The 18,081-nt window shown below is 71.7% G+C and carries 18 protein-coding genes; 6 read left to right on the forward strand and 12 right to left on the reverse strand.

The window, feature by feature from the left end; genetic code table 11:
• Window positions 1-32: 32 nt before the first annotated feature.
• On the forward strand, window positions 33-542 hold the full coding sequence (locus ACIGXP_RS37375; RefSeq protein WP_399776093.1) for a DUF2165 domain-containing protein: 510 nt from the start codon (window positions 33-35) through the stop codon (window positions 540-542).
• On the opposite strand, the gene ACIGXP_RS37380 is transcribed toward ACIGXP_RS37375, so the two are convergent.
• From ACIGXP_RS37380 to ACIGXP_RS37390, 3 genes are all read right to left on the reverse strand, one after another.
• Window positions 535-1,098 carry a hypothetical protein gene (locus ACIGXP_RS37380; protein WP_399776095.1) on the reverse strand — a complete coding sequence of 188 codons (564 nt, stop codon included), beginning with the start codon at window positions 1,096-1,098 and terminating at the stop codon, window positions 535-537. The two genes, ACIGXP_RS37375 and ACIGXP_RS37380, sit on opposite strands and share 8 nt — an antisense overlap.
• Before the next feature lie 59 nt (window positions 1,099-1,157).
• Window positions 1,158-3,743, reverse strand: coding sequence for a bifunctional FO biosynthesis protein CofGH (locus tag ACIGXP_RS37385; RefSeq protein WP_399776097.1), 2,586 nt, complete (start codon window positions 3,741-3,743; stop codon window positions 1,158-1,160).
• Window positions 3,744-3,820: 77 nt separating this feature from the next.
• Window positions 3,821-4,030: a hypothetical protein gene (locus ACIGXP_RS37390; protein ID WP_399776099.1), complete on the reverse strand. Its 210-nt coding sequence runs from the start codon at window positions 4,028-4,030 to the stop codon at window positions 3,821-3,823.
• 153 nt (window positions 4,031-4,183) lie between these two features.
• Here ACIGXP_RS37390 and ACIGXP_RS37395 point away from each other — a divergent pair, with 153 nt between their 5' ends.
• Complete coding sequence (locus tag ACIGXP_RS37395) at window positions 4,184-5,701, forward strand: CehA/McbA family metallohydrolase (protein ID WP_399776101.1); 1,518 nt, start codon at window positions 4,184-4,186, stop codon at window positions 5,699-5,701.
• Here ACIGXP_RS37395 and ACIGXP_RS37400 read toward each other — a convergent pair.
• Window positions 5,688-6,206, reverse strand: a complete 519-nt coding sequence (locus ACIGXP_RS37400) for a PadR family transcriptional regulator (protein ID WP_363215209.1) — start codon at window positions 6,204-6,206, stop codon at window positions 5,688-5,690. The two genes, ACIGXP_RS37395 and ACIGXP_RS37400, sit on opposite strands and share 14 nt — an antisense overlap.
• 94 nt (window positions 6,207-6,300) lie before the next feature.
• Between ACIGXP_RS37400 and ACIGXP_RS37405 the strand changes: the two genes are divergently transcribed.
• Both ACIGXP_RS37405 and ACIGXP_RS37410 read left to right on the forward strand, forming a co-directional pair.
• Window positions 6,301-6,870, forward strand: a complete 570-nt coding sequence (locus ACIGXP_RS37405) for a hypothetical protein (protein ID WP_399776103.1) — start codon at window positions 6,301-6,303, stop codon at window positions 6,868-6,870.
• Window positions 6,867-8,174 (forward strand): carotenoid oxygenase family protein, encoded by a 1,308-nt coding sequence (locus tag ACIGXP_RS37410; protein ID WP_399776105.1) that lies wholly within the window; start codon window positions 6,867-6,869, stop codon window positions 8,172-8,174. Before ACIGXP_RS37405 ends, ACIGXP_RS37410 begins: the two co-directional genes overlap by 4 nt.
• Here the strand turns inward: ACIGXP_RS37410 and ACIGXP_RS37415 are convergent.
• Genes ACIGXP_RS37415 through ACIGXP_RS37430 form a run of 4 tightly spaced genes read right to left on the reverse strand, consistent with a single transcriptional unit; the run spans window position 8,171 to window position 11,327 of the window.
• Entirely contained in the window at window positions 8,171-8,566 is a 396-nt protein-coding gene (locus ACIGXP_RS37415) for a hypothetical protein (RefSeq protein ID WP_399776107.1), read from the reverse strand. The genes ACIGXP_RS37410 and ACIGXP_RS37415 overlap by 4 nt on opposite strands.
• 23 nt (window positions 8,567-8,589) lie before the next feature.
• On the reverse strand, window positions 8,590-9,162 hold the full coding sequence (locus ACIGXP_RS37420) for a protease inhibitor I42 family protein (RefSeq protein ID WP_399776109.1): 573 nt from the start codon (window positions 9,160-9,162) through the stop codon (window positions 8,590-8,592).
• Window positions 9,163-9,187: 25 nt separating this feature from the next.
• On the reverse strand, window positions 9,188-10,822 hold the full coding sequence (locus ACIGXP_RS37425) for a peptidoglycan-binding protein (protein WP_399776111.1): 1,635 nt from the start codon (window positions 10,820-10,822) through the stop codon (window positions 9,188-9,190).
• A 10-nt stretch (window positions 10,823-10,832) separates the two neighbouring features.
• Window positions 10,833-11,327, reverse strand: a complete 495-nt coding sequence (locus ACIGXP_RS37430) for a hypothetical protein (RefSeq protein WP_363215203.1) — start codon at window positions 11,325-11,327, stop codon at window positions 10,833-10,835.
• Window positions 11,328-11,479: 152 nt separating this feature from the next.
• Here ACIGXP_RS37430 and ACIGXP_RS37435 point away from each other — a divergent pair, with 152 nt between their 5' ends.
• Entirely contained in the window at window positions 11,480-11,875 is a 396-nt protein-coding gene (locus tag ACIGXP_RS37435; protein WP_399776113.1) for a nitroreductase/quinone reductase family protein, read from the forward strand.
• Between the two features lie 19 nt (window positions 11,876-11,894).
• On the forward strand, window positions 11,895-12,782 hold the full coding sequence (locus ACIGXP_RS37440) for a hypothetical protein (protein ID WP_399776115.1): 888 nt from the start codon (window positions 11,895-11,897) through the stop codon (window positions 12,780-12,782).
• A 13-nt stretch (window positions 12,783-12,795) separates the two neighbouring features.
• Here ACIGXP_RS37440 and ACIGXP_RS37445 read toward each other — a convergent pair whose 3' ends face one another.
• The 4 genes from ACIGXP_RS37445 to ACIGXP_RS37460 all read right to left on the reverse strand — a co-directional run bounded on the left by ACIGXP_RS37445 (window position 12,796) and on the right by ACIGXP_RS37460 (window position 18,079).
• Window positions 12,796-14,247 carry an aldehyde dehydrogenase family protein gene (locus ACIGXP_RS37445; RefSeq protein ID WP_399776117.1) on the reverse strand — a complete coding sequence of 484 codons (1,452 nt, stop codon included), beginning with the start codon at window positions 14,245-14,247 and terminating at the stop codon, window positions 12,796-12,798.
• Window positions 14,244-15,974: an amidohydrolase family protein gene (locus ACIGXP_RS37450; RefSeq protein WP_399776119.1), complete on the reverse strand. Its 1,731-nt coding sequence runs from the start codon at window positions 15,972-15,974 to the stop codon at window positions 14,244-14,246. Before ACIGXP_RS37450 ends, ACIGXP_RS37445 begins: the two co-directional genes overlap by 4 nt.
• 117 nt (window positions 15,975-16,091) lie before the next feature.
• A complete protein-coding gene (locus ACIGXP_RS37455; RefSeq protein ID WP_363215198.1) occupies window positions 16,092-17,210 on the reverse strand; it encodes an LLM class flavin-dependent oxidoreductase in 1,119 nt (372 codons plus the stop codon).
• A gap of 98 nt (window positions 17,211-17,308) precedes the next feature.
• Window positions 17,309-18,079 carry an SDR family NAD(P)-dependent oxidoreductase gene (locus tag ACIGXP_RS37460; RefSeq protein WP_399776122.1) on the reverse strand — a complete coding sequence of 257 codons (771 nt, stop codon included), beginning with the start codon at window positions 18,077-18,079 and terminating at the stop codon, window positions 17,309-17,311.
• Window positions 18,080-18,081: the final 2 nt, after the last annotated feature.

Raw genomic sequence — 18,081 nt, forward strand, 5'->3', positions numbered from 1 at the left:
TATCCGGGCCCTGGGCAGGGGAGAATTCAGCCATGACCACCACCCCCACGCGTCGCACCGGCCTCACGCTCGCCGCCGGTGTGCTCACCGGCATACTCGCCCTCTACATCGCCCTCGTCGCCCTCGGGAACATCACCGACTTCGGGACGAACCAGCAGTTCGTCCGGCATGTGCTGGCGATGGACACGACCTTCAAGGACGAGGACCTGATGTGGCGGGCGATCACCAGCACAGCCCTTCAGGACACCGCGTACGTCCTGATCATCGTGTGGGAGACGGTGGCCGCCCTGGTCCTGGTCTGGGGCACGTACCTCTGGGCCCGGCGGAAGGACGACGACCTCGCGCGGCGTGTCTCCACCTACGGGCTGCTGATGCTGTTGCTGCTGTTCGGCGCCGGGTTCATCGCGATCGGCGGTGAGTGGTTCTCGATGTGGCAGTCCAAGACCTGGAACGGGCTGGACGCGGCGACCCGCGTCTTCCTGCTCGCCGGAGTCGCCCTGATCGTCAACCAGCTGCCCGCCCGCCGGGAAGACGCTATTTGACGACCGCCACCGCGGTGCCCTGGTCGCCGAAGGACCACAGCGCGGCTCCGTCCGCCTTGTGCATACGGATCCCGCCCAGCTTCTTGCCGTCCGCCGGGGGCGGCGAGGAGCCGTCCAGGGCGTTGGAGAAGGCTATGTTCACGCCGGACACGATCGTGACGTACATGACGTGCTCGATCTCCACGCCGTCCGAGCCCTTGATGGACTGGGTGCGCTTGATGATCGAGTAGCGGCCGGGCTGCGGGTTCACCGTGCCCGGCCACACCGTGAACGTCCGGGTCGCCTTGCCCGTCGCGTCGACCAGCCACACCCGCTTCTCGCCGAGCGAGTACACGATCCGGCGACCCTCGCCCGACCCGTCCGGCAGCGCGGGCGGGGGCGTGGCGTGCGGCGCGGCGGAGCCGTGCGCGCTCGCCGACGCGGACGGGCTCGGCTCGGCCACGGCGGCCGTGGGATGCGGCCCGTGGTCCGCCTGTACGGCGAGCGCGACGACGACCGCGGTCGCGCCTGCCGTCAGACCGGTGACCCAGGCCCACGAGGGCAGTCGGGCAGCCACGGGTACGCATCTCCTCCGCTACGGGGCCCCTCGTCAGGTCGGGGGTCGGATCATCGTACTCAGTCCAGGACCGGCAGCAGTTCCGGCAGGTGGCCGTCGGAGGCCTCCGCCGCCCGCTGCCGTTCCCGGGGCACCTCGCCGTAGAGCGTGGTGCGCGGCTTGGCCGGACGGCCGGCCGCCTCGGCCACGGCGACCAGGTCGCGGACCGACTTGTACGAGCCGTACGACGAGCCCGCCATGCGGGAGATCGTTTCCTCCATGAGGGTGCCGCCCAGGTCGTTCGCGCCGGAGCGGAGCATCTCCGCCGCGCCCTCCGTGCCCAATTTGACCCAACTCGTCTGGATATTGGGGATCCAGGGGTGCAGGAGGAGGCGGGCCATCGCCGTCACCGCCCTGTTGTCCCGCGTCGTCGGGCCCGGCCTGGCGATACCCGCCAGGTACACCGGGGCGTTGGTGTGGATGAACGGGAGCGTCACGAACTCGGTGAAGCCGCCCGTCTCCCGCTGGATGCGGGCCAGCGTGCGCAGGTGGCCGAGCCAGTGGCGCGGCTGGTCGACATGGCCGTACATCATCGTCGAGGAGGAGCGGATGCCCAGCTCGTGCGCGGTCGTGATCACCTCGATCCAGGTGGACGTCGGCAGCTTGCCCTTGGTCAGCACCCAGCGGACCTCGTCGTCCAGGATCTCCGCCGCCGTACCCGGGATGGTGTCCAGGCCGGACTCCTTGGCCGCCGTGAGCCACTCGCGCACGGACAGGCCGGTGCGGGTCGCGCCGTTCACCACCTCCATCGGCGAGAAGGCGTGCACGTGCATCCCGGGGACGCGGGACTTCACCGCCTTCGCGATGTCGAAGTACGCCGTGCCGGGCAGGTCGGGGTGGATGCCGCCCTGCATGCAGACCTCGACCGCACCCACGTCCCAGGCCTGCTGGGCGCGGTCCGCGACCTGTTCGAGGGAGAGGCTGTACGCGTCCGCGTCCGTCCTGCGCTGCGCGAAGGCACAGAAGCGGCACCCCGTGTAGCAGACGTTGGTGAAGTTGATGTTGCGGGTGACGATGTACGTCACGTCGTCGCCGACCGCCGCCCGGCGCACGTCGTCGGCCACCTGGCACAGCGCGTCCAGCGCCGGGCCGTCCGCGTGCAGCAGGGCCAGCGCCTCGGCGTCGGTCAGCTTCGTCGGGTCGCCGGCCGCGGTGCGCAGCGCCTGCCGCACGTCCGTGTCGATGCGCTCCGGCGCCATACCGGGCGCGGCGGCCTCGCGCAGCGCCTCCCAGTCGCCGTACACCTCGTCGAAGTCGTCACGCCGGTCGGCGGTGCGGCCCTCGGTGTCGATCGTGCGGTGCAGGTCCGTTCGGCCGGTCGGCACGAAGGACTCCTCCGGCTCCTGCCACGGGCGGCCCTGGACCAGCGCGTCCGGGAGGGCGAGGCCCGTCTCCGGGTCGGCCAGCGCGCTCACGTGCGGGCGCAGCCGCGGGTCCAGCCAGGGTTCGCCGCGGCGCACGAACTCCGGGTAGACGCAGAGGCGTTCGCGTAGTTCGAAGCCTGCTGCGGCCGACTTCGCGGCCAGCTCCTCGATCTGCGGCCAGGGGCGCTCGGGGTTGACATGGTCGATGGTCAGGGGCGACACCCCGCCCCAGTCGTCGATACCGGCGCCGATCAGGCGTTCGTACTCGGAGTCGACCAGGTTCGGCGGTGCCTGGAGACAGGCGGACGGGCCCATGATGTGCCGGGCCACGGCCACCGTGGCGACCAGGTCGTCCAGTTCGGCATCCGGCATGCCGCGCATCGCCGTGTCCGGCTTGGCGCGGAAGTTCTGGATGATCAGCTCCTGGATGCCGTGGTAGGCCCGGGAGACCTTGCGGAGCGCGAAGAGGGACTCGGCCCTCTCCTCGTACGTCTCACCGATGCCGATGAGGAGTCCGGAGGTGAAGGGCACCGAGGAGCGGCCCGCGTCCTCCAACACCCGCAGCCGTACCGCCGGTTCCTTGTCCGGGGAGCCGTGGTGGGGGCCGCCGGGCTCGGACCACAGCCGGGTCGCGGTCGTCTCCAGCATCATGCCCATGGAGGGGGCCACGGGCTTGAGGCGCTGGAAGTCCGTCCAGGTCATGACGCCCGGGTTGAGGTGGGGCAGCAGCCCCGTCTCCTCCAGGATCCGGATGGAGACGGCACGGACGTAGGCGATCGTGTCGTCGTAGCCGTGCGCGTCCAGCCACTCGCGCGCTTCCGGCCAGCGGTCCTCGGGCTTGTCGCCCAGGGTGATCAGGGCTTCCTTGCAGCCGAGGGCGGCACCCTTGCGGGCGACGTCCAGCACCTCGTCCGGGGACATGAACATCCCGTGACCGGCCCGGCGCAGCTTGCCGGGGACGGTGACGAAGGTGCAGTAGTGGCACTTGTCCCGGCACAGCCGGGTGAGGGGGATGAAGACGCTCTTCGAGTACGTGATGACGCCGGGACGTCCCGCCTGTTCGAGACCCGCGTCCCGCACCCGGGCGGCGGACGCGGCGAGATCGGTCAGGTCCTCGCCGCGGGCCTGGAGCAGCACCGCCGCCTCGGAGACGTCGAGGGCGACGCCGTCCCGGGCGCGTTTGAGGGCGCGACGCATGGAGTTCTCGGTCGGGCCGGGTCCGGGGGTCGCGGAAGTCGTCATTCTTTGAGCATACGTTCGGCTTGATCAGGCCGGAGAGGACCCGCCCGGCCCTGTTCCCGCTCGCCGGGGAACGCCTCTCAGTGGCAGGCCAGCCATCCGATGCCGGCGGCGACGGTGAGGCCGGCGGCGGTCAGGGCGGCGGGCCGGTGGCGGTTCAGCGCGTAGCCGACCAGTACGGCGGCGAGCAGGACGACGACCGTGCCGACCGTGGCGCGCAGCGGCCCCTGGCTGTAGCCGTATTCGTTGAAGTGCACTGCCATCCACGCGAGCCAGACGATTCTTCTCATGACAGCAGAGTCTTCCTGGCCGGGTGCTCACCACGGTCGGCACCCCCCTGGGTGATGCACCGTGGCCCTGAACGTCGCGCACATGACACATTGTGGAGTGCCAATCGTCTCCTCTTTCACGTGAGTTCACGCTCGGACGGGAGAGTGACCACCATGGGTGAAGACACGCACGATCAGGCTCACGGCATCGGCAGACGCGCACTGTTCGTGACGGGCGCCGCCGCTGCCCTTACGTTGGGAGGCGTGAGCTTCGCAGCGGCGGACGGTCAGCGCGAGGAGACCCGGACGGTGCACGGCACCCTGCCACCCGGCTCCCCCGACTTCGTGTACGTACCGGTCGAAGTCCCCGCCGGCGTACAGGAGGTCAAGGTCTCCTACGCCTACGACAAGCCCTCGGTCCCGGCCGGCACCCAGGGCAACGCACTCGACATCGGCCTCTTCGACGAGCGCGGCACCGAGCTGGGCGGCCGGGGATTCCGGGGCTGGTCGGGCGGCGCGCGCACGGAGTTCTACGTCCGCGCCGACGACGCGACACCGGGCTACCTCCCCGGCCCGGTACGGGAGGGCACCTGGTACGTCGCGCTGGGCCCCTACACGGTGGCGCCGCAGGGCCTGACGTACGAGCTGACGATCACACTGACCTACGGCGAGGCGGGCCGGACCCCGCGGCCGGTGTATCCGCCCTCCCGGGCGAAGGGGCGGGGCCGGGCCTGGTACCGGGGGGACTGCCATCTGCACTCCTGGCACTCCGACGGCCGCCGCACCCCGGCCGAGATCGCGGCTCTCGCGCGCGCGGCGGGCCTGGACTTCATCAACTCCTCGGACCACAACACGAACTCCTCGCACGCCCACTGGGCGGACCAGGCCGGCGACGACCTGCTGGTCATGCTCGGCGAGGAGGTCACCACCCGGAACGGCCATGTGGTGGCACTCGGCACCGATCCCGGCACGTTCGTGGACTGGCGCTACCGGGCCCGGGACAACCGCTGGGCCCGCTTCGCGCGGGAGATCCGCCGCGCCGGCGGCCTGGTCGTCCCCGCCCACCCGCACGCCACCTGCGTCGGCTGCGGCTGGAAGTTCGGCTTCGGCGAGGCGGACGCCGTCGAGGTGTGGAACGGCTCCTACACCCCGGACGACGAGGTGACGCTGGCCGACTGGGACAACCAGCTCGTCGCCTCCGTGCGGCACGGGCGGGCCTGGCTGCCGGCGATGGGCAACAGCGACGCCCACCGCGACCCCGACACGGTCGGCATGCCCCAAACGGTCGTCCTCGCCGACGACCTGACCCGGGAGGCGATCCAGGAAGGGATCCGCGCGGGACGCTCGTACGTGGCCGAGTCGAAGAACGTGACCCTCGCCTTCACGGTGACGGGCGGGCGCGGGCGGCAGGCGGGCATCGGCGAACGGCTGGCGCTGGCCGCCGACACCCCCGTGACCGTCCGGCTGGAGGTCGCGGGCGCCCCGCGCTGCTCGGTGCGCTTCGTCACCGACCAGGGTGTGCTGTTCACCAGCGATCCGCTGCCGGTGTCGGGCACGGGCACGGTCGAGTGGCGTACGACCCCCGCCTGCGCGGCGTACGTGCGCGCCGAGCTGCGGCACGAGGCGGCCCTCGGGCCGCTGCCGGGGGCGTTGGCCGCCCTCACCAACCCGGTCTTCCTCACGGTTGCCTGATCTGCCCGGCCGCCCATTCGGCCCACTCCCGCCGCATCGCGTTGAAGCGCAGGCCGTACTCCAGCGCGATGCGGCCGTAGACCGAGAGGTTGTCGTCGTCCCAGTCGACGGAGTCGACGAGCTGCCGCAACCGCTCGTGCCCCTCCCGGGACATCTCGATCAGGTCGGTCAGATAGGCGCGCGCCTGCTCGGGCCGCAGCACGCCGAGGAAGAAGACGCGCAGCAGGATGTCGCTGCGGGTGTTGCGCTGGGGTGCGACCTCCGTCAGCCAGTGGCGCAGCTCCGCCATGCCCTCGTCCGTGATCGCGTACTCCTTGCGGCCGCGCGGGCCCTCGGCGGCCACCGTGATCAGCCCGGCCCCCGCCAGTCTGGTGAGCTCGGTGTAGATCTGGCTCTGCGTCGCCGGCCAGACGTTGGCCAGCGAGGTCTCGAAGGTCTTCAGCAGGTCGTAGCCGCTGGCGGAGCGCTCCGAGAGCAGGCCGAGCAGTGCGTGTCTGAGGCTCATGTCCCCCACTTTACCTTCCACTGTTGACATGTCGAGTACTGACCTTCTACTTTTGACATGTCGAGACCGAAACCCAAACGTACCGGGGGAACCAATGTCGTACCTGCGCACCTTCCTGCCGTGGATAGTCTTCGCCGTCATCCCTTCGGGGAGCTGGCAGTGGGGCGCCCTGGCCGCCCTGCTGGTGTCCGTGGCGCTCATCGCCCAGCAGAAGCAGCAAGGCACCGGTTTCGACGCCCTCGTCATCGAATGCGGCTCGGCGGTCTTCTTCGCGGCGCTCGCGGCCATCGCCTTCGCCGACCCGCACTCGGGCGTCCACGACTACTCCGCCGCCCTCTCCTCCGGCACCCTCGCCGTGATCGCCGGGGTGTCGCTGGCCGCCGGCCGGCCCTTCACCCTGGGCATCGCCAAGCGCACCACGCCGCGCGAGCTGTGGACACTGAAGCCGTTCATCCGGATCAACACGGTCATCACCGCCGTCTGGACCGCCGCGTTCGCCGTGACCGCGGTCGTCCTCGCCCTGCTGGACCACTCCGGACACGCCCACTCCACGCCCGCGACCCTCGTCCAGATCGCCGGCTTCGCCGTCCCGATGGTCTTCACCGTCCGCTACGTCGCCCACGCCCAGGCGAAGGCCCAGGCCGCCGGTCAGGTGGCCCGGTGAACACCGCCCCGAAGCACCTCTCCGGCAACTACGCCCCGGTCACCGAGGAACTCACCGCCCACGACCTGCCGGTGACCGGCACCATCCCGCCCGAGCTGACCGGCTGGTACCTGCGCAACGGCCCGAACCCGGCCGACGCCGCCTCCGGCCACTGGTTCTTCGGCGACGGCATGATCCACGGAGTGCGCCTGGAGGGCGGACGGGCCGTCTCCTACCGCAACCGCTGGGTCCGCACCAGCCGCCTCACCGACGGGGCGCGGACCTACGACCAGCAGGGCCGGCGCGACCTCACCGCCGGCCCCGCCAACACCCATGTGGTGCGGCACGCGGGGCGCACCCTCGCCCTGGTCGAGACCGCCCTGCCCTACGAGCTGACCTGCGACCTGGACACCAAGGGCCCGTACGACTTCGACGGCCGCCTCACCACCGCGATGACCGCCCACCCGAAGACCTGCCCGGCCACCGGCGAACTGCACTTCTTCGGCTACGGCCTGCTGGAGCCCACCCACCTCACCTACCACTGTGCCGACGCGACCGGGGAGTTGACCCTCAGCAGGCCGATCGAGGTGCCCGGGCCGACCATGCTGCACGACTTCGCGCTCACCGCCGGACACGTCGTCTTCATGGACCTGCCGGTCGTCTTCGACGTCGAACTGGCCCTGAGCGGCGGCACTATGCCGTACCGCTGGGACGACGGGTACGGCGCCCGGCTCGGCCTGCTGCGCCGCGCCGACCCGCACGGCGAGGTCCGCTGGTTCCCCGTCGACCCCTGCTACGTCTTCCACGTCCTCAACGCCCACGACGCCCCGGACGGCACCGTCGTGCTGCACGTGATGCGCTACCCGGAGATGTGGCGGCGCGACCCGGACGGCGGTACGCGGCCGCAGCAGGCCGTGCTGTGGAAGTGGACCGTCGACCCGGCGGCCGGCACGGTCCGTGAGGAGCAGTGCGACGACCGGCCGGGCGAGTTCCCGCGCGTCGACGACCGGCTGACCGGCCTCGCCGCCGGACACGGGCACATGACGAGCGGCACCTCACTGGTCCGCTACGACCTGTCCTCCGGGGCCGTGACGGCACACGACTTCGGTCCCGGCCGCACCCCCGGGGAGGCCGCCTTCGCCCCCGCCGACGACACACCGGGCGGGCCCGGCTGGCTCGTCACCTACGTCCACGACGCCGCCACCGACCGCAGCGACCTGGTCGTCCTGGACGCCGAAGACCTCACGGCCCCTCCGGTCGCCACGATCGGCCTGCCGGCCCGGGTGCCGTTCGGCTTCCACGGCAACTGGCTGGCGGACGCTTAGGCGCTGCCCCGGCGGGCGGTGCGGCGCAGAGCGATGATCTCGGCCACCGCCTCCAGCCAGCGGGCGGACCGCTCCTCGGCCTGCGGGGTGGTCGCGGTCTGCGCGGCGCCGGTCAGCCACTCGCGCAGCAGCCCGGCGGGCTCCGCGGACGGCAGCGGCTCGGGCAGGGCGGCCGCGTAGGCCAGGCCGCCGGAGCGGACGATCGCGGCGACGAACACCAGCGAGCGCGGCAGCACGCCGAGGCGGTCGAGGGTGACCGCCGCGGCGATGGCACCGTCCCCGAACAGGGCCGTGCGGAAGGCCTCCTGGGTCAGGCCGTAGCGCAGCAGCAGGGCGACGTCGGTGGCGGCCAGGACCTCGTCGTCGGTGCGGGAGTCGGGCGCAGGGGGCATGGGGGCCTCGGTTCCGGTCCGGGTCAGCGGACCGTGATCGTGAAGACGTAGAAGCCGGCGCCGACGTGGGCGTGCGGGACGGCGGTCAGGGTGGGGTACGGGGACGGGGGCGGGGACGCCGTACCGCCGGGGGTGGGGCCCAGGGTGGACCGGTCGTGGGGGCCGGGGCCGGTGCACGTGTTCAGGGGGCAGTGCAGCAGCCTTACCGTGGTCCTGCCCTTCGCCCGGGCGGTGAAGTCGAAGGACTGGGTACCGCCGGTGCTGCCGACGAGGTCGCTGCCGTCGCCGGACTCCCGCACCCCTCGGTACTTCAGCACGGCCGCGTCCGGATGGGGGCCGGCGAGGTACCAGTGCTCGCCCAGGGTCGCGGCCGACGGGACGGTGAGGGAGAACCGTCTGCCCGGCTCCACGGTGACGGTCCGGTGATCGATGCCGTACGCGGCACCGTCGGCCGTGCCGGTCGTGGCCGGTGTGCCGGATGTCGCCGTCACGTGGGGCGTGCCGGTGCCGCCGGTCCCGCTCTCCTTCCCGCAGCCGGTGAGGGCGAGCAGGCCGACGAGTACGGCCGGGCCGAGGAGTGGTGCGCGTGAAGTCATGGCCGGTGTCCGGTTCCTCGGTCTCTCAGTTCTGCGGCAGGTGCACGGCGTACGCGTTCGGCAGCCGGTTGTCGCTGGCCTTCGCCATGCCGCCGTTGACGAAGTCGTCCTCGCTGACCCAGGTGGTCTTCCCCCACGGGTTGTAGATCTCCAGCTTGTCGCCCTCCTGGCCGACGATCATCATGGAGTGCCCGTGCCGTGTGCCGTCCGCTTCGTACCCCTCGGCGTCGAAGGGCACCGGCTTGCCGTCCGCCACCGCCTTCTCGATGTCCGGCAGGATGGTGCGGCGGGAGTCCGCGTCCCGTACCTCGTGCAGTTCGTAGGAGCTTCCGGTCTCCGGGCTGATCTCCTTGTTGGAGATCTGCTCCTGGCCCTGCAGGTCCATGCCGTTCCAGTTGGCACCGCCATGGCCCTCCACGTGCATCCGGTGCTGTTCGGCTATGAGGCGCTGCCGGAAGGCCGCCGGGTCGTCCTCCTGCCCGCCGGGGCCGCCGGTGAGCGAGAGGGCGTAGACGGGATCGACCATGGCGCGCGCGGTGACCGTGGTGGAGGCGACACAGGTGCCCTCCTGTCCGTCGCCGCCCTGGGCCCACTCCTGGCCGTCGAAGCCCTGCAGTTCGGTGTTGAGGTTGGCGCCGCTGACGGGGTCCGTCCCCTCGTCCTTGAGGCTGTCCGCCCCGGTGACGATCGGCGACAGGTGCCGCTGCAGCCAGGCCGGGTCCTTGCCGTGGATCTTGCCGTCGAACGTCTGGATGTCATCGACGCCGTGACCCGCGGCGAGGGCCTTCATCAGGTACGCCTTCTCCTGCGGGGACTTCGCGCCCGCGAGGAGCCGGTCCATCCGGGCCCGGTCGGCCGGCGAGAGCCGGTCCATGGCCCGGCCGGAACGCTCCAGGTCGTTCGCGGTGAGGATCTCGTTGTAGTCGGCCGCGCCGGCCTTGCCGCTGGTGTCGGCGAGCATCAGCCGGTCCACCGCGGACAGCCGGCCGGTGTGCATCTTCCCGGCGCGCGCCTCGGCCGCCCACTTGTTCAGGTCGCGGGCCGCGGCGCGCACGGCGTCGTCCGCGGCGACGGCGGCCCTGTGCATCAGCTCGACCCCGTCGGCGGCGAGGGTGCGGCCCGCGGCGAGGACCGCCTTCTTCTCGGCCTTCTCCTCGTCGGTCTCGATCATCCTGCCGACGTCGAAGAAGCTGTCGGGCGGGCCGAGCTTCTGCTTGGCCTGCTGCAACTTGGCGCGGCCGTCGGCGTCCTGTTTCTTCGCGGTGCCGAGCGCGTCGGCCAGCGCGTGCAGCGCCTTGGCGCCGCCCTGGAACGCCTCGGACATCCTGGTCGCGGCGCGGGCGACGGCGGCCACGCCGTCGGAGGCGAGGACGCTGGTGTCACCGACCCAGACCTCCGGCAGACCCTTGTGGGCCACCTTGTTCACCCGGCCGTGCACATCGCCGGCGTGGTGGACCTGGTCGCGGTAGCGCTTGCCGAGCGATTCGAGCGTGGCCGTGTCGCCGACCGGTGCGCAGACGAGGAGCGCGTCGTCGATCTGGTCCAGCAGGTCGTTCTTGTCCGCGGCCTTGGGGATGCTCGTGCACAGGCCGGCCAGCCACGAGCGGCGGCCGGCCGGGGTCTCCAGGGCGCCCAGCGGGTTCAGGTCGAAAAGTCCCATCGGCCCGGCCTCAGTACGTCGTCAGGGCCGACGGGCGGTCGGCGTGCACGGGCATCGTGGTGACCGCGCCGGCTCCGGCGGGCGTCGGCATGGTGGCGGGGTTCGGGCCGGTGGCAGGCGTCGGCATGGTGGTGACGTACGCGTTCCCCACAGGAGTCGGCATGGTGGTGATTCCGCTCCCGATGCCCGCCCCGTCGGTGGACACGGCCGCGGCGCGCGTCGCCACGGCGTGGTCGGAGCCGCCGTACGCACTCTTGGCGAGGCGCACTTTGTCCGCGAGTTCGTGCAGTGCCGACTCCAGCGTGGCCGCGTCCTCCAGCCAGGCCGCGGCGAACGCGTTGAACGCCGCCGCCGACTCGGCACCGCCCAGGGCGTCCTGCGTGTAACACGCGTCGGTGACGATCGCCTTGTGTATGTGTCCCGCGTCGTCGCCGGCGCCGTCCAGTTCGTTCGCCTGGCCGGAGATGCCGGACCTGACCGTGTAACCGTCCGAAGACGCGCCCATCACGCTCCCCCGTTTGCGCCGGCTCATGTCCGCGGGGGAGGCTAACACGCGTACGGAGTACGACCTTCCACACATCACAGGCCGCGCACGAGGCCGACACAGCATCCACGCGGGGCGCCCTGCGCGCCCGGCGGAGCAGGAGAGCGAGAGACATGGCAGGCCGCAGCGATCTCAAACACCGGCTCGTGACCCGCTTCCAGCGGTACGTCGCCAACCCGCTGAACCGGCGGCTGCCGTTCCAGACCCTCCTGGAGACCACCGGCCGCACCTCGGGCCTGCCCCGGCAGACGCCGGTCGGCGGGCGCCGGGTCGGGGAATCCTTCTGGCTGGTCTCCGAGTTCGGCCCCAAGTCGCAGTACGTGCGCAACATCCAGGCGGACCCCAGGGTGCGCGTCCGCATCGCCGGCCGCTGGCACCACGGCACCGCGCACCTCCTGCCCGACGACGACCCGGTGGCCCGCCTGCGCTCCCTGCCCCGCTTCAACAGCGCGGCGGTACGGGCCTTCGGCACGGACCTGCTGACAGTGCGGGTGGACCTGCTGGACTGACGGAGGCCACACTGCGCGGGTGAAGCTCACCACCGCCCCCTCCGCCGTCGAACCCGCCCGGGACTTCCCGGAGTTGCTGCCGCACGCCCGCCCGGCCGTCCGCCTGCATCCGCGCCGCGGCACACCCGGCCCGCGTGACAGCCACATCGGCGGTCCGGTGCTGTGGCCGGCCGCCGAACCGTGGCCGGAGTGCGCCGGCCACAAGGACGTGAACGGCAGGGCGTACACGCTCCCGATGGCCGTGGTCGCCCAGTTCACCGCGGCCGACTTCCCGGAGATCCGCTTCCCCGAGGGCACGGACCTCGTCCAGCTCCTGTGGTGCCCCGACTGGCACGACCAGCCGCCCCCGGACGGCTGGGGCCAGGCCTGCCGGCTCTTCTGGCGCCGGGCCGCCGAGATCACCGACCCGCCGGCCGAGCAGCCGGATCCCGGGGAACACGGGGAGGACGACGACATGATCCCGCGCGCATGCGTCCTGCACCCCGAGCGGGTCACGGACTACCCCGGCGAGGAGGAACTCCCGGCCGGCCTCGGCGAGCGCTTCGAGGCCTGGCTGGCGGACCGCGGCCTGACCGACGACCTCACCACCGTCCCCGGCTACAAGCTCGGCGGCTTCCTGGACTGGGGCACGACCGGCCTGCCGGCCGCCCTGGAGTGCGGCGAGTGCCGGGCGCCGCTGGAGCTGTTCCTGCAGTGCGACACATACGAGTACTACCTCGGCAGCTGGGCCCCGGACAGCGCACCGGACCGCTTCCGGCCGCTGGAGGAACGCCATCTGAAGACGGGTGACGAGGCCGGTGACGCATCCCGGGAGCCGGTCGGCATGACCGTCGGCCGCGGGAGCCACGCAGGACTGTTCGTGTGCTCGGCCGACCCCCGCCACCCGGCGTCGTTCTTCACCCAGTGAGGGTGCCGCCCCCTCACCCCGGCCACACGATCGCCTGCACCTCGCTGTACGCGTGCAGGGCGTAGGAGCCCACGTCGCGACCGACGCCGCTCCTCTTGAAACCGCCGAACGGGGCCTCCATGTTGCGGCCGACGGTGTTGATGCCGACGCCGCCGGCCCGCAGCTGCCGGGCCACCCGGAAGGCGCGGGCCACATCACCGGACCAGACGTAGTCGATGAGGCCGTAGTCGGAGTCGTTGGCCAGGGCCACACCTTCGTCCTCGTCGTCGAAGGGCACGACCACGACGACCGGCCCGAAGATCTCCTCCCGGGCCACCCGCATGTCGTTGGTGCAGTCGGCGAGCAGAGTGGGCGCCACGTAGAAGCCGCGGTCGAGCGGAGGCCGTTCACCGCCCGCGACCACGGACGCGCCCTCCTTCCGGCCGAGTTCGACGTACGACTCGACCCGCGCCCGGTGCTCCGCCGAGATCACCGGCCCGACGACCGTGTCCGGCCCACGTGGGTCCCCGACCTTCAACCGGCGTGCGTATCCGGCGAGTTGCTCGACCAGCCGCTCGTACACCCCGCGCTGGGCCAGCACCCGCGTCGGTGCCGTGCAGATCTGCCCGCTGTAGAAGGAGAAGGTGGTGCCGATGCCGGCGACGGCCGAGCCGAGGTCGGCGTCGTCGAACACGACCGCCGCTCCCTTGCCGCCCAGCTCCATCAGCTGCCGTTTCATGTCCCGCCCGCACACCTCGGCGATACGCCGGCCGACGGCCGTGGACCCGGTGAAACTGACCATGTCGACGGCGTCGGACCCGACCGCCGCCTCGCCCACGGCCACCTCCCGCCCGGAGACCACGTTCACCACGCCCGGCGGCGCCCCGGCCTCCTGGAGCGCCTCGGCCATCCGGTACACGGACAGCGGATCCTGCGGCGCGGGCTTGACGACCACCGTGTTGCCCATGGCCAGGGCCGGCGCGATCTTGCCGGCCGGGTTGGCCCAGGGGTTGTTGTAGGAGGTGATGCAGCTGACGACCCCGACGGGCTGCCGTACCGCCAGGGCCCCCGTCACCCCGGCCCTCCCCATCGGACCGGCGTCGTTGATCTGCGGTGCTATGGCCCACTCGGCGGGCTCCACGCTCGCGTACCGGCGGAAGCGGGCGGCGGCCACCCCGACCTGCATCGCCCGGGCGGTCCCCGTGGTCGCGCCGGTCTCGGCCCGGGCCAGCTCGGCGTACGGCTCCAGCCGGCCCCGGATGAGGCCGGCCGCCCGCCCCAGTACCTTCGCCCGTTCCTCCGGCCGGGTCCGCGACCACGCCCCGAACGCCTCCCGGGCCGCCGCGCAGGCCGCCCGCGCCTGCTCCGGCGAGGCCTCCGGCGCCCAGCCGACCCTCTCCTCGGTGGCCGGGTCGGTCACCGGGTAGTACCCGCCGTCGGGTTCGACCCACTCCCCGCCGACGAACAACGGCTGCCCGTCGGTCACCGCGTACTCACCGTCCGGGTGTCGGCCCCCGACCGCAGCACCTTCCCCGGTACGGCCCCCGTCACCACGTCGTCCCGGATCGCCTCGACCCCGTTGACCCACACGGCCCGCACCCCGATCGCCGTGGAGTCCAGGCGGGGACTGTCACCGGGCAGGTCGTGCACCAGCCGGGCCGGTCCGGCGTCGATCCGCTCGGGATCGAACAGGACGAGATCCGCGTGCCAGCCCTCCCGGACCCGCCCCCGCTCGCGCAGCCCGAACAGCCGCGCCGGGTCGTCGGTCAGCATCTTCACCGCGTGCTCCAGCCCGACCAGCCTCCGGCCGCGCAGACAGTCCCCGAGGAACCGGGTGGTGTACGGCGCCCCGCACATCCGGTCCAGGTGCGCCCCCGCGTCGGAGCCGCCGAGCAGCACGTCCTCGTGCTGCCAGGTCTCGGCGCGCAGCGCCCAGGAGGCCGGGTCGTTGTCGGCGGGCATCGGCCACAGCACCGTACGCAGCTCGTCGTGCGCGCAGATCTCCACCAGGCAGGCGAAGGGGTCCAGCCCCCGCTCCTCGGCGATGTCCCCGACGACCCGGCCGGTCAGGCCGCGGTTGGCCGCGCTGTAGGTGTCGCCGATGACGTACCGGCCGAAGTCCGCCAGCCGCCGGAAGACACCCGCCTCCTTCGACCGGGCCCGCCGCAGCATCTCCTCCCGGACGGCGGGGTCCCGCAGCCTGGCGATCCGCTCCGGCACCGGCAGCCCGAGGACCGGCCCCCAGCCCGGGATCAGGTTGAGCGCGCAGAACGTGCCCAGGGACATGTTCATCGGCGTGAGGATCGGCATGGTGAGCGCCACCACCCGCCCGCCGGCCTTCCGGGCCCGCTCACTGGCGCCGAGCTGCCGTGGCACCCGTTCGGGTACGGCCGCGTCGACGGTGAGCACGTTCCAGTTCAACGGCCGTCCGGCCGCCGCGCTCATCTCCACGAGCAGATCGATCTCGTCGTCGCTGAACTGGTCCAGGCACCCGGCGACGATCGCCTCGATCTGCGTGCCCTCGTGCTCACCGACGGCGCGGGAGAGCGCCAGCAGCTCCTCGGGCCTCGCATGCCGGGAGGCGACGGGCTGCCCGTCCCCGTCGGAGTGCGTACTGGACTGCGTGGTGGACAGGCCCCAGGCCCCGGCGTCCATGGCCTCGCGCAGCAGCCCCACCATCGCGCCGAGCTGCTCCTCGGAGGGCTGCCCCCCGACCGCCTCGGGCCCCATCACATACCGCCGCAGGGCACAGTGCCCGACCATGAAGCCGGCGTTGACGGCGATCCGCCCCTCCAGGGCGTCCAGATACTCCCCGAAGGAATGCCAGCTCCAGGGCGCCCCCTCCTCCAGCGCCAGCAGGGACATCCCCTCCACCTTGGACATCATCCGCCGGGTGTAGTCGGCGTCCTCGGGGCGGGACGGATTGAGCGGCGCGAGGGTGAACCCGCAGTTCCCGGCGGCGACCGTCGTCACCCCGTGATTGAGGGAGGGCGTGGCGTACGGGTCCCAGAAGAGCTGGGCGTCGTAGTGGGTGTGGGGGTCGACGAATCCGGGGGTGAGGACGAGCCCGGAGGCGTCCTCGGTGGTGCGGGCGTCTTCGCCGACATCGCCGATGACGGCGATACGGCCGCCCCGGATGCCGACGTCGGCGGTGTAGCGGGGCGCTCCGGTGCCATCCACCACGGTGGCACCCTTGATGACGTGATCAAGCATGGGGCCTCCTCTTCCACTGGGTAGCTGCAATGCCCCAGGGGCGCGGGGCTGTGCGGATATGCGGCTCCGCCGCGTGGGCGCGACCGGCCACATCGCACCCGCACCCCGCAACGGCGATCACGAGGCAGCCCGGAACCGGGACGTCCGGTGCACGGGATCCGTGTCGATCTTGGGAATCACTTGCTCCCCGATCAGCCGGATCGTCTGCAGCGTCTCCTCCTTCGGCACCCCCACCGGCAGCCCGAAGCTCAGCTGATCGGCGCCCGCCTGCTCCCACCGCTTGCACTGCCGCAGCACCTCGTCCGGATCCCCGCAGATCAGCAGCTCCTCCTCGACCAGCAGTTCCACGAACTCCGGCGTGTACGGGGGCAGCGTCTCCGGCCACACGGGGAAGCCCTCGGGCCTCGGGAAGGTGTCGTGGTACCGGAACACCAGCGAGGGCAGATAGTGCAGCCCCCCGTGCACGGCGATGTCGATCGCCTCGGCGTGGGTGGGCGCACAGATCGCGGTGGTCGTCACCATCACGTTGTCGTTCACGAAGTCCCCGACGGGTTCCGCGTTCACGATCGCCGTCTTGTACTGCTCCAGCACCCATTCCATGTCGGAGACCTTCTGGATGCTGAAGCCGAGCACGCCGAGCCCCTTCTTCGCGGCCATGGCGTACGACGGCGGTGATCCGGCCGCGTACCACATGGCCGGGTGGGACTTCCCGTACGGCTTCGGCAGGACCTTGCGCGGCGGCAGCTGCCAGTGCTTGCCCTGGAAGCCGGGGTACTCGTCCTGGAGCCACATCTTCGGGAACTCGGCGATGGTCTCCTCCCAGATCTCCTTGGTGTGGTTCATATCGGTCACACCCGGTATGAACCCCAGGATCTCGTGGCTGCCGGCGCCCCGCCCGCTGCCGAACTCGAAGCGCCCCTCGCTGAGGTGGTCCAGCATGGCAACCTTCTCGGCGACCTTCACGGGGTGGTTGACCTGGGCCAGGGGGTTGAAGATCCCGGACCCGAGGTGGATCCGCTCGGTCGCGTGGGCCAGGTACCCCAGGAACACGTCGTTGGCCGACAGGTGCGAGTACTCCTCCAGGAAGTGGTGCTCGGAGGCCCACGCGTACTTGAAGCCGGACTTGTCCGCCTGGATGACGTACTCGGTCTCCTCCATCAGCGCCTTGTGCTCGGCCAGCGGGTCGGTCTCGGCGCGCTTGCCCACGTATCCCTGTACAAAGAGCCCGAATTCCAAGACGGTTCACCTTCCCCAGTTTTCTGACGCTCCGTCAGATCGAACCTGTTGGCCGACTGTCGCACCGAGGGCGAGGGCCGTCAATAGCTGACGGTGAGTCAGATGACGGACACCCCCGCCAGCCATCCGCCGTCGATCACGAACGGCTGCCCGGTGATGTACGACGAGTCCTCCGAGGTGAGGAAGAGCGCCAGCCGCGCCACCTCCTCCGGCTGCCCGACCCGCCCGAGCGGTACGAGCTTGCGGTACAGCTCGTCCAGCGCCCGGCTCATCTCCTCCGGATCGGCGTCCGGGTCCAGCCGGGCCGGATTGGACATCGGGGTGTCGATGGCGCCCGGACAGATGGCGTTGACCCGGATCCTCCGGGCCGCCAGCTCCAGCGCGGCCACCCGGGTCAGCCCCAGCACGGCATGCTTCGTGGCGGCGTAGGTCCCGACGGCCGCCATACCGGTCAGGGCCGTGTACGACGCGGTGTTCACGATCGTGCCCCCGTCGGCCATCTCCGGCGCCACCGCCTTCATCCCCAGGAAACAGCCGACCTGGTTGACCTGCACGACCTGCATGAACTCGTCCAGCGGGGTGTCCACCAGGGCGTTGAACCGCAGGATGCCCGCGTTGTTCACCAGCCCGTCGATCCGCCCGTACGCCTTTTTGACGACCCCGACGGCCTCCCGCCACCCGTCCTCGTCGCCCACGTCGAGATGGACGTACAACGCGCCTGTCTCCTCGGCCAGGGCCTTCCCCCGGTCGTCCAGCACATCGGCGACGACCACCCGCGCGCCCTCCGCCCGGAAGAGCCGCGCCTCCTGCTCGCCCTGTCCGCGCGCCGCCCCGGTGATGATGACGACCCGCCCGTCCAGCTTGCCCATGG

The sequence above is a fragment of the Streptomyces sp. NPDC053069 genome, assembly GCF_044546895.1.
Taxonomy (GTDB): domain Bacteria; phylum Actinomycetota; class Actinomycetes; order Streptomycetales; family Streptomycetaceae; genus Streptomyces.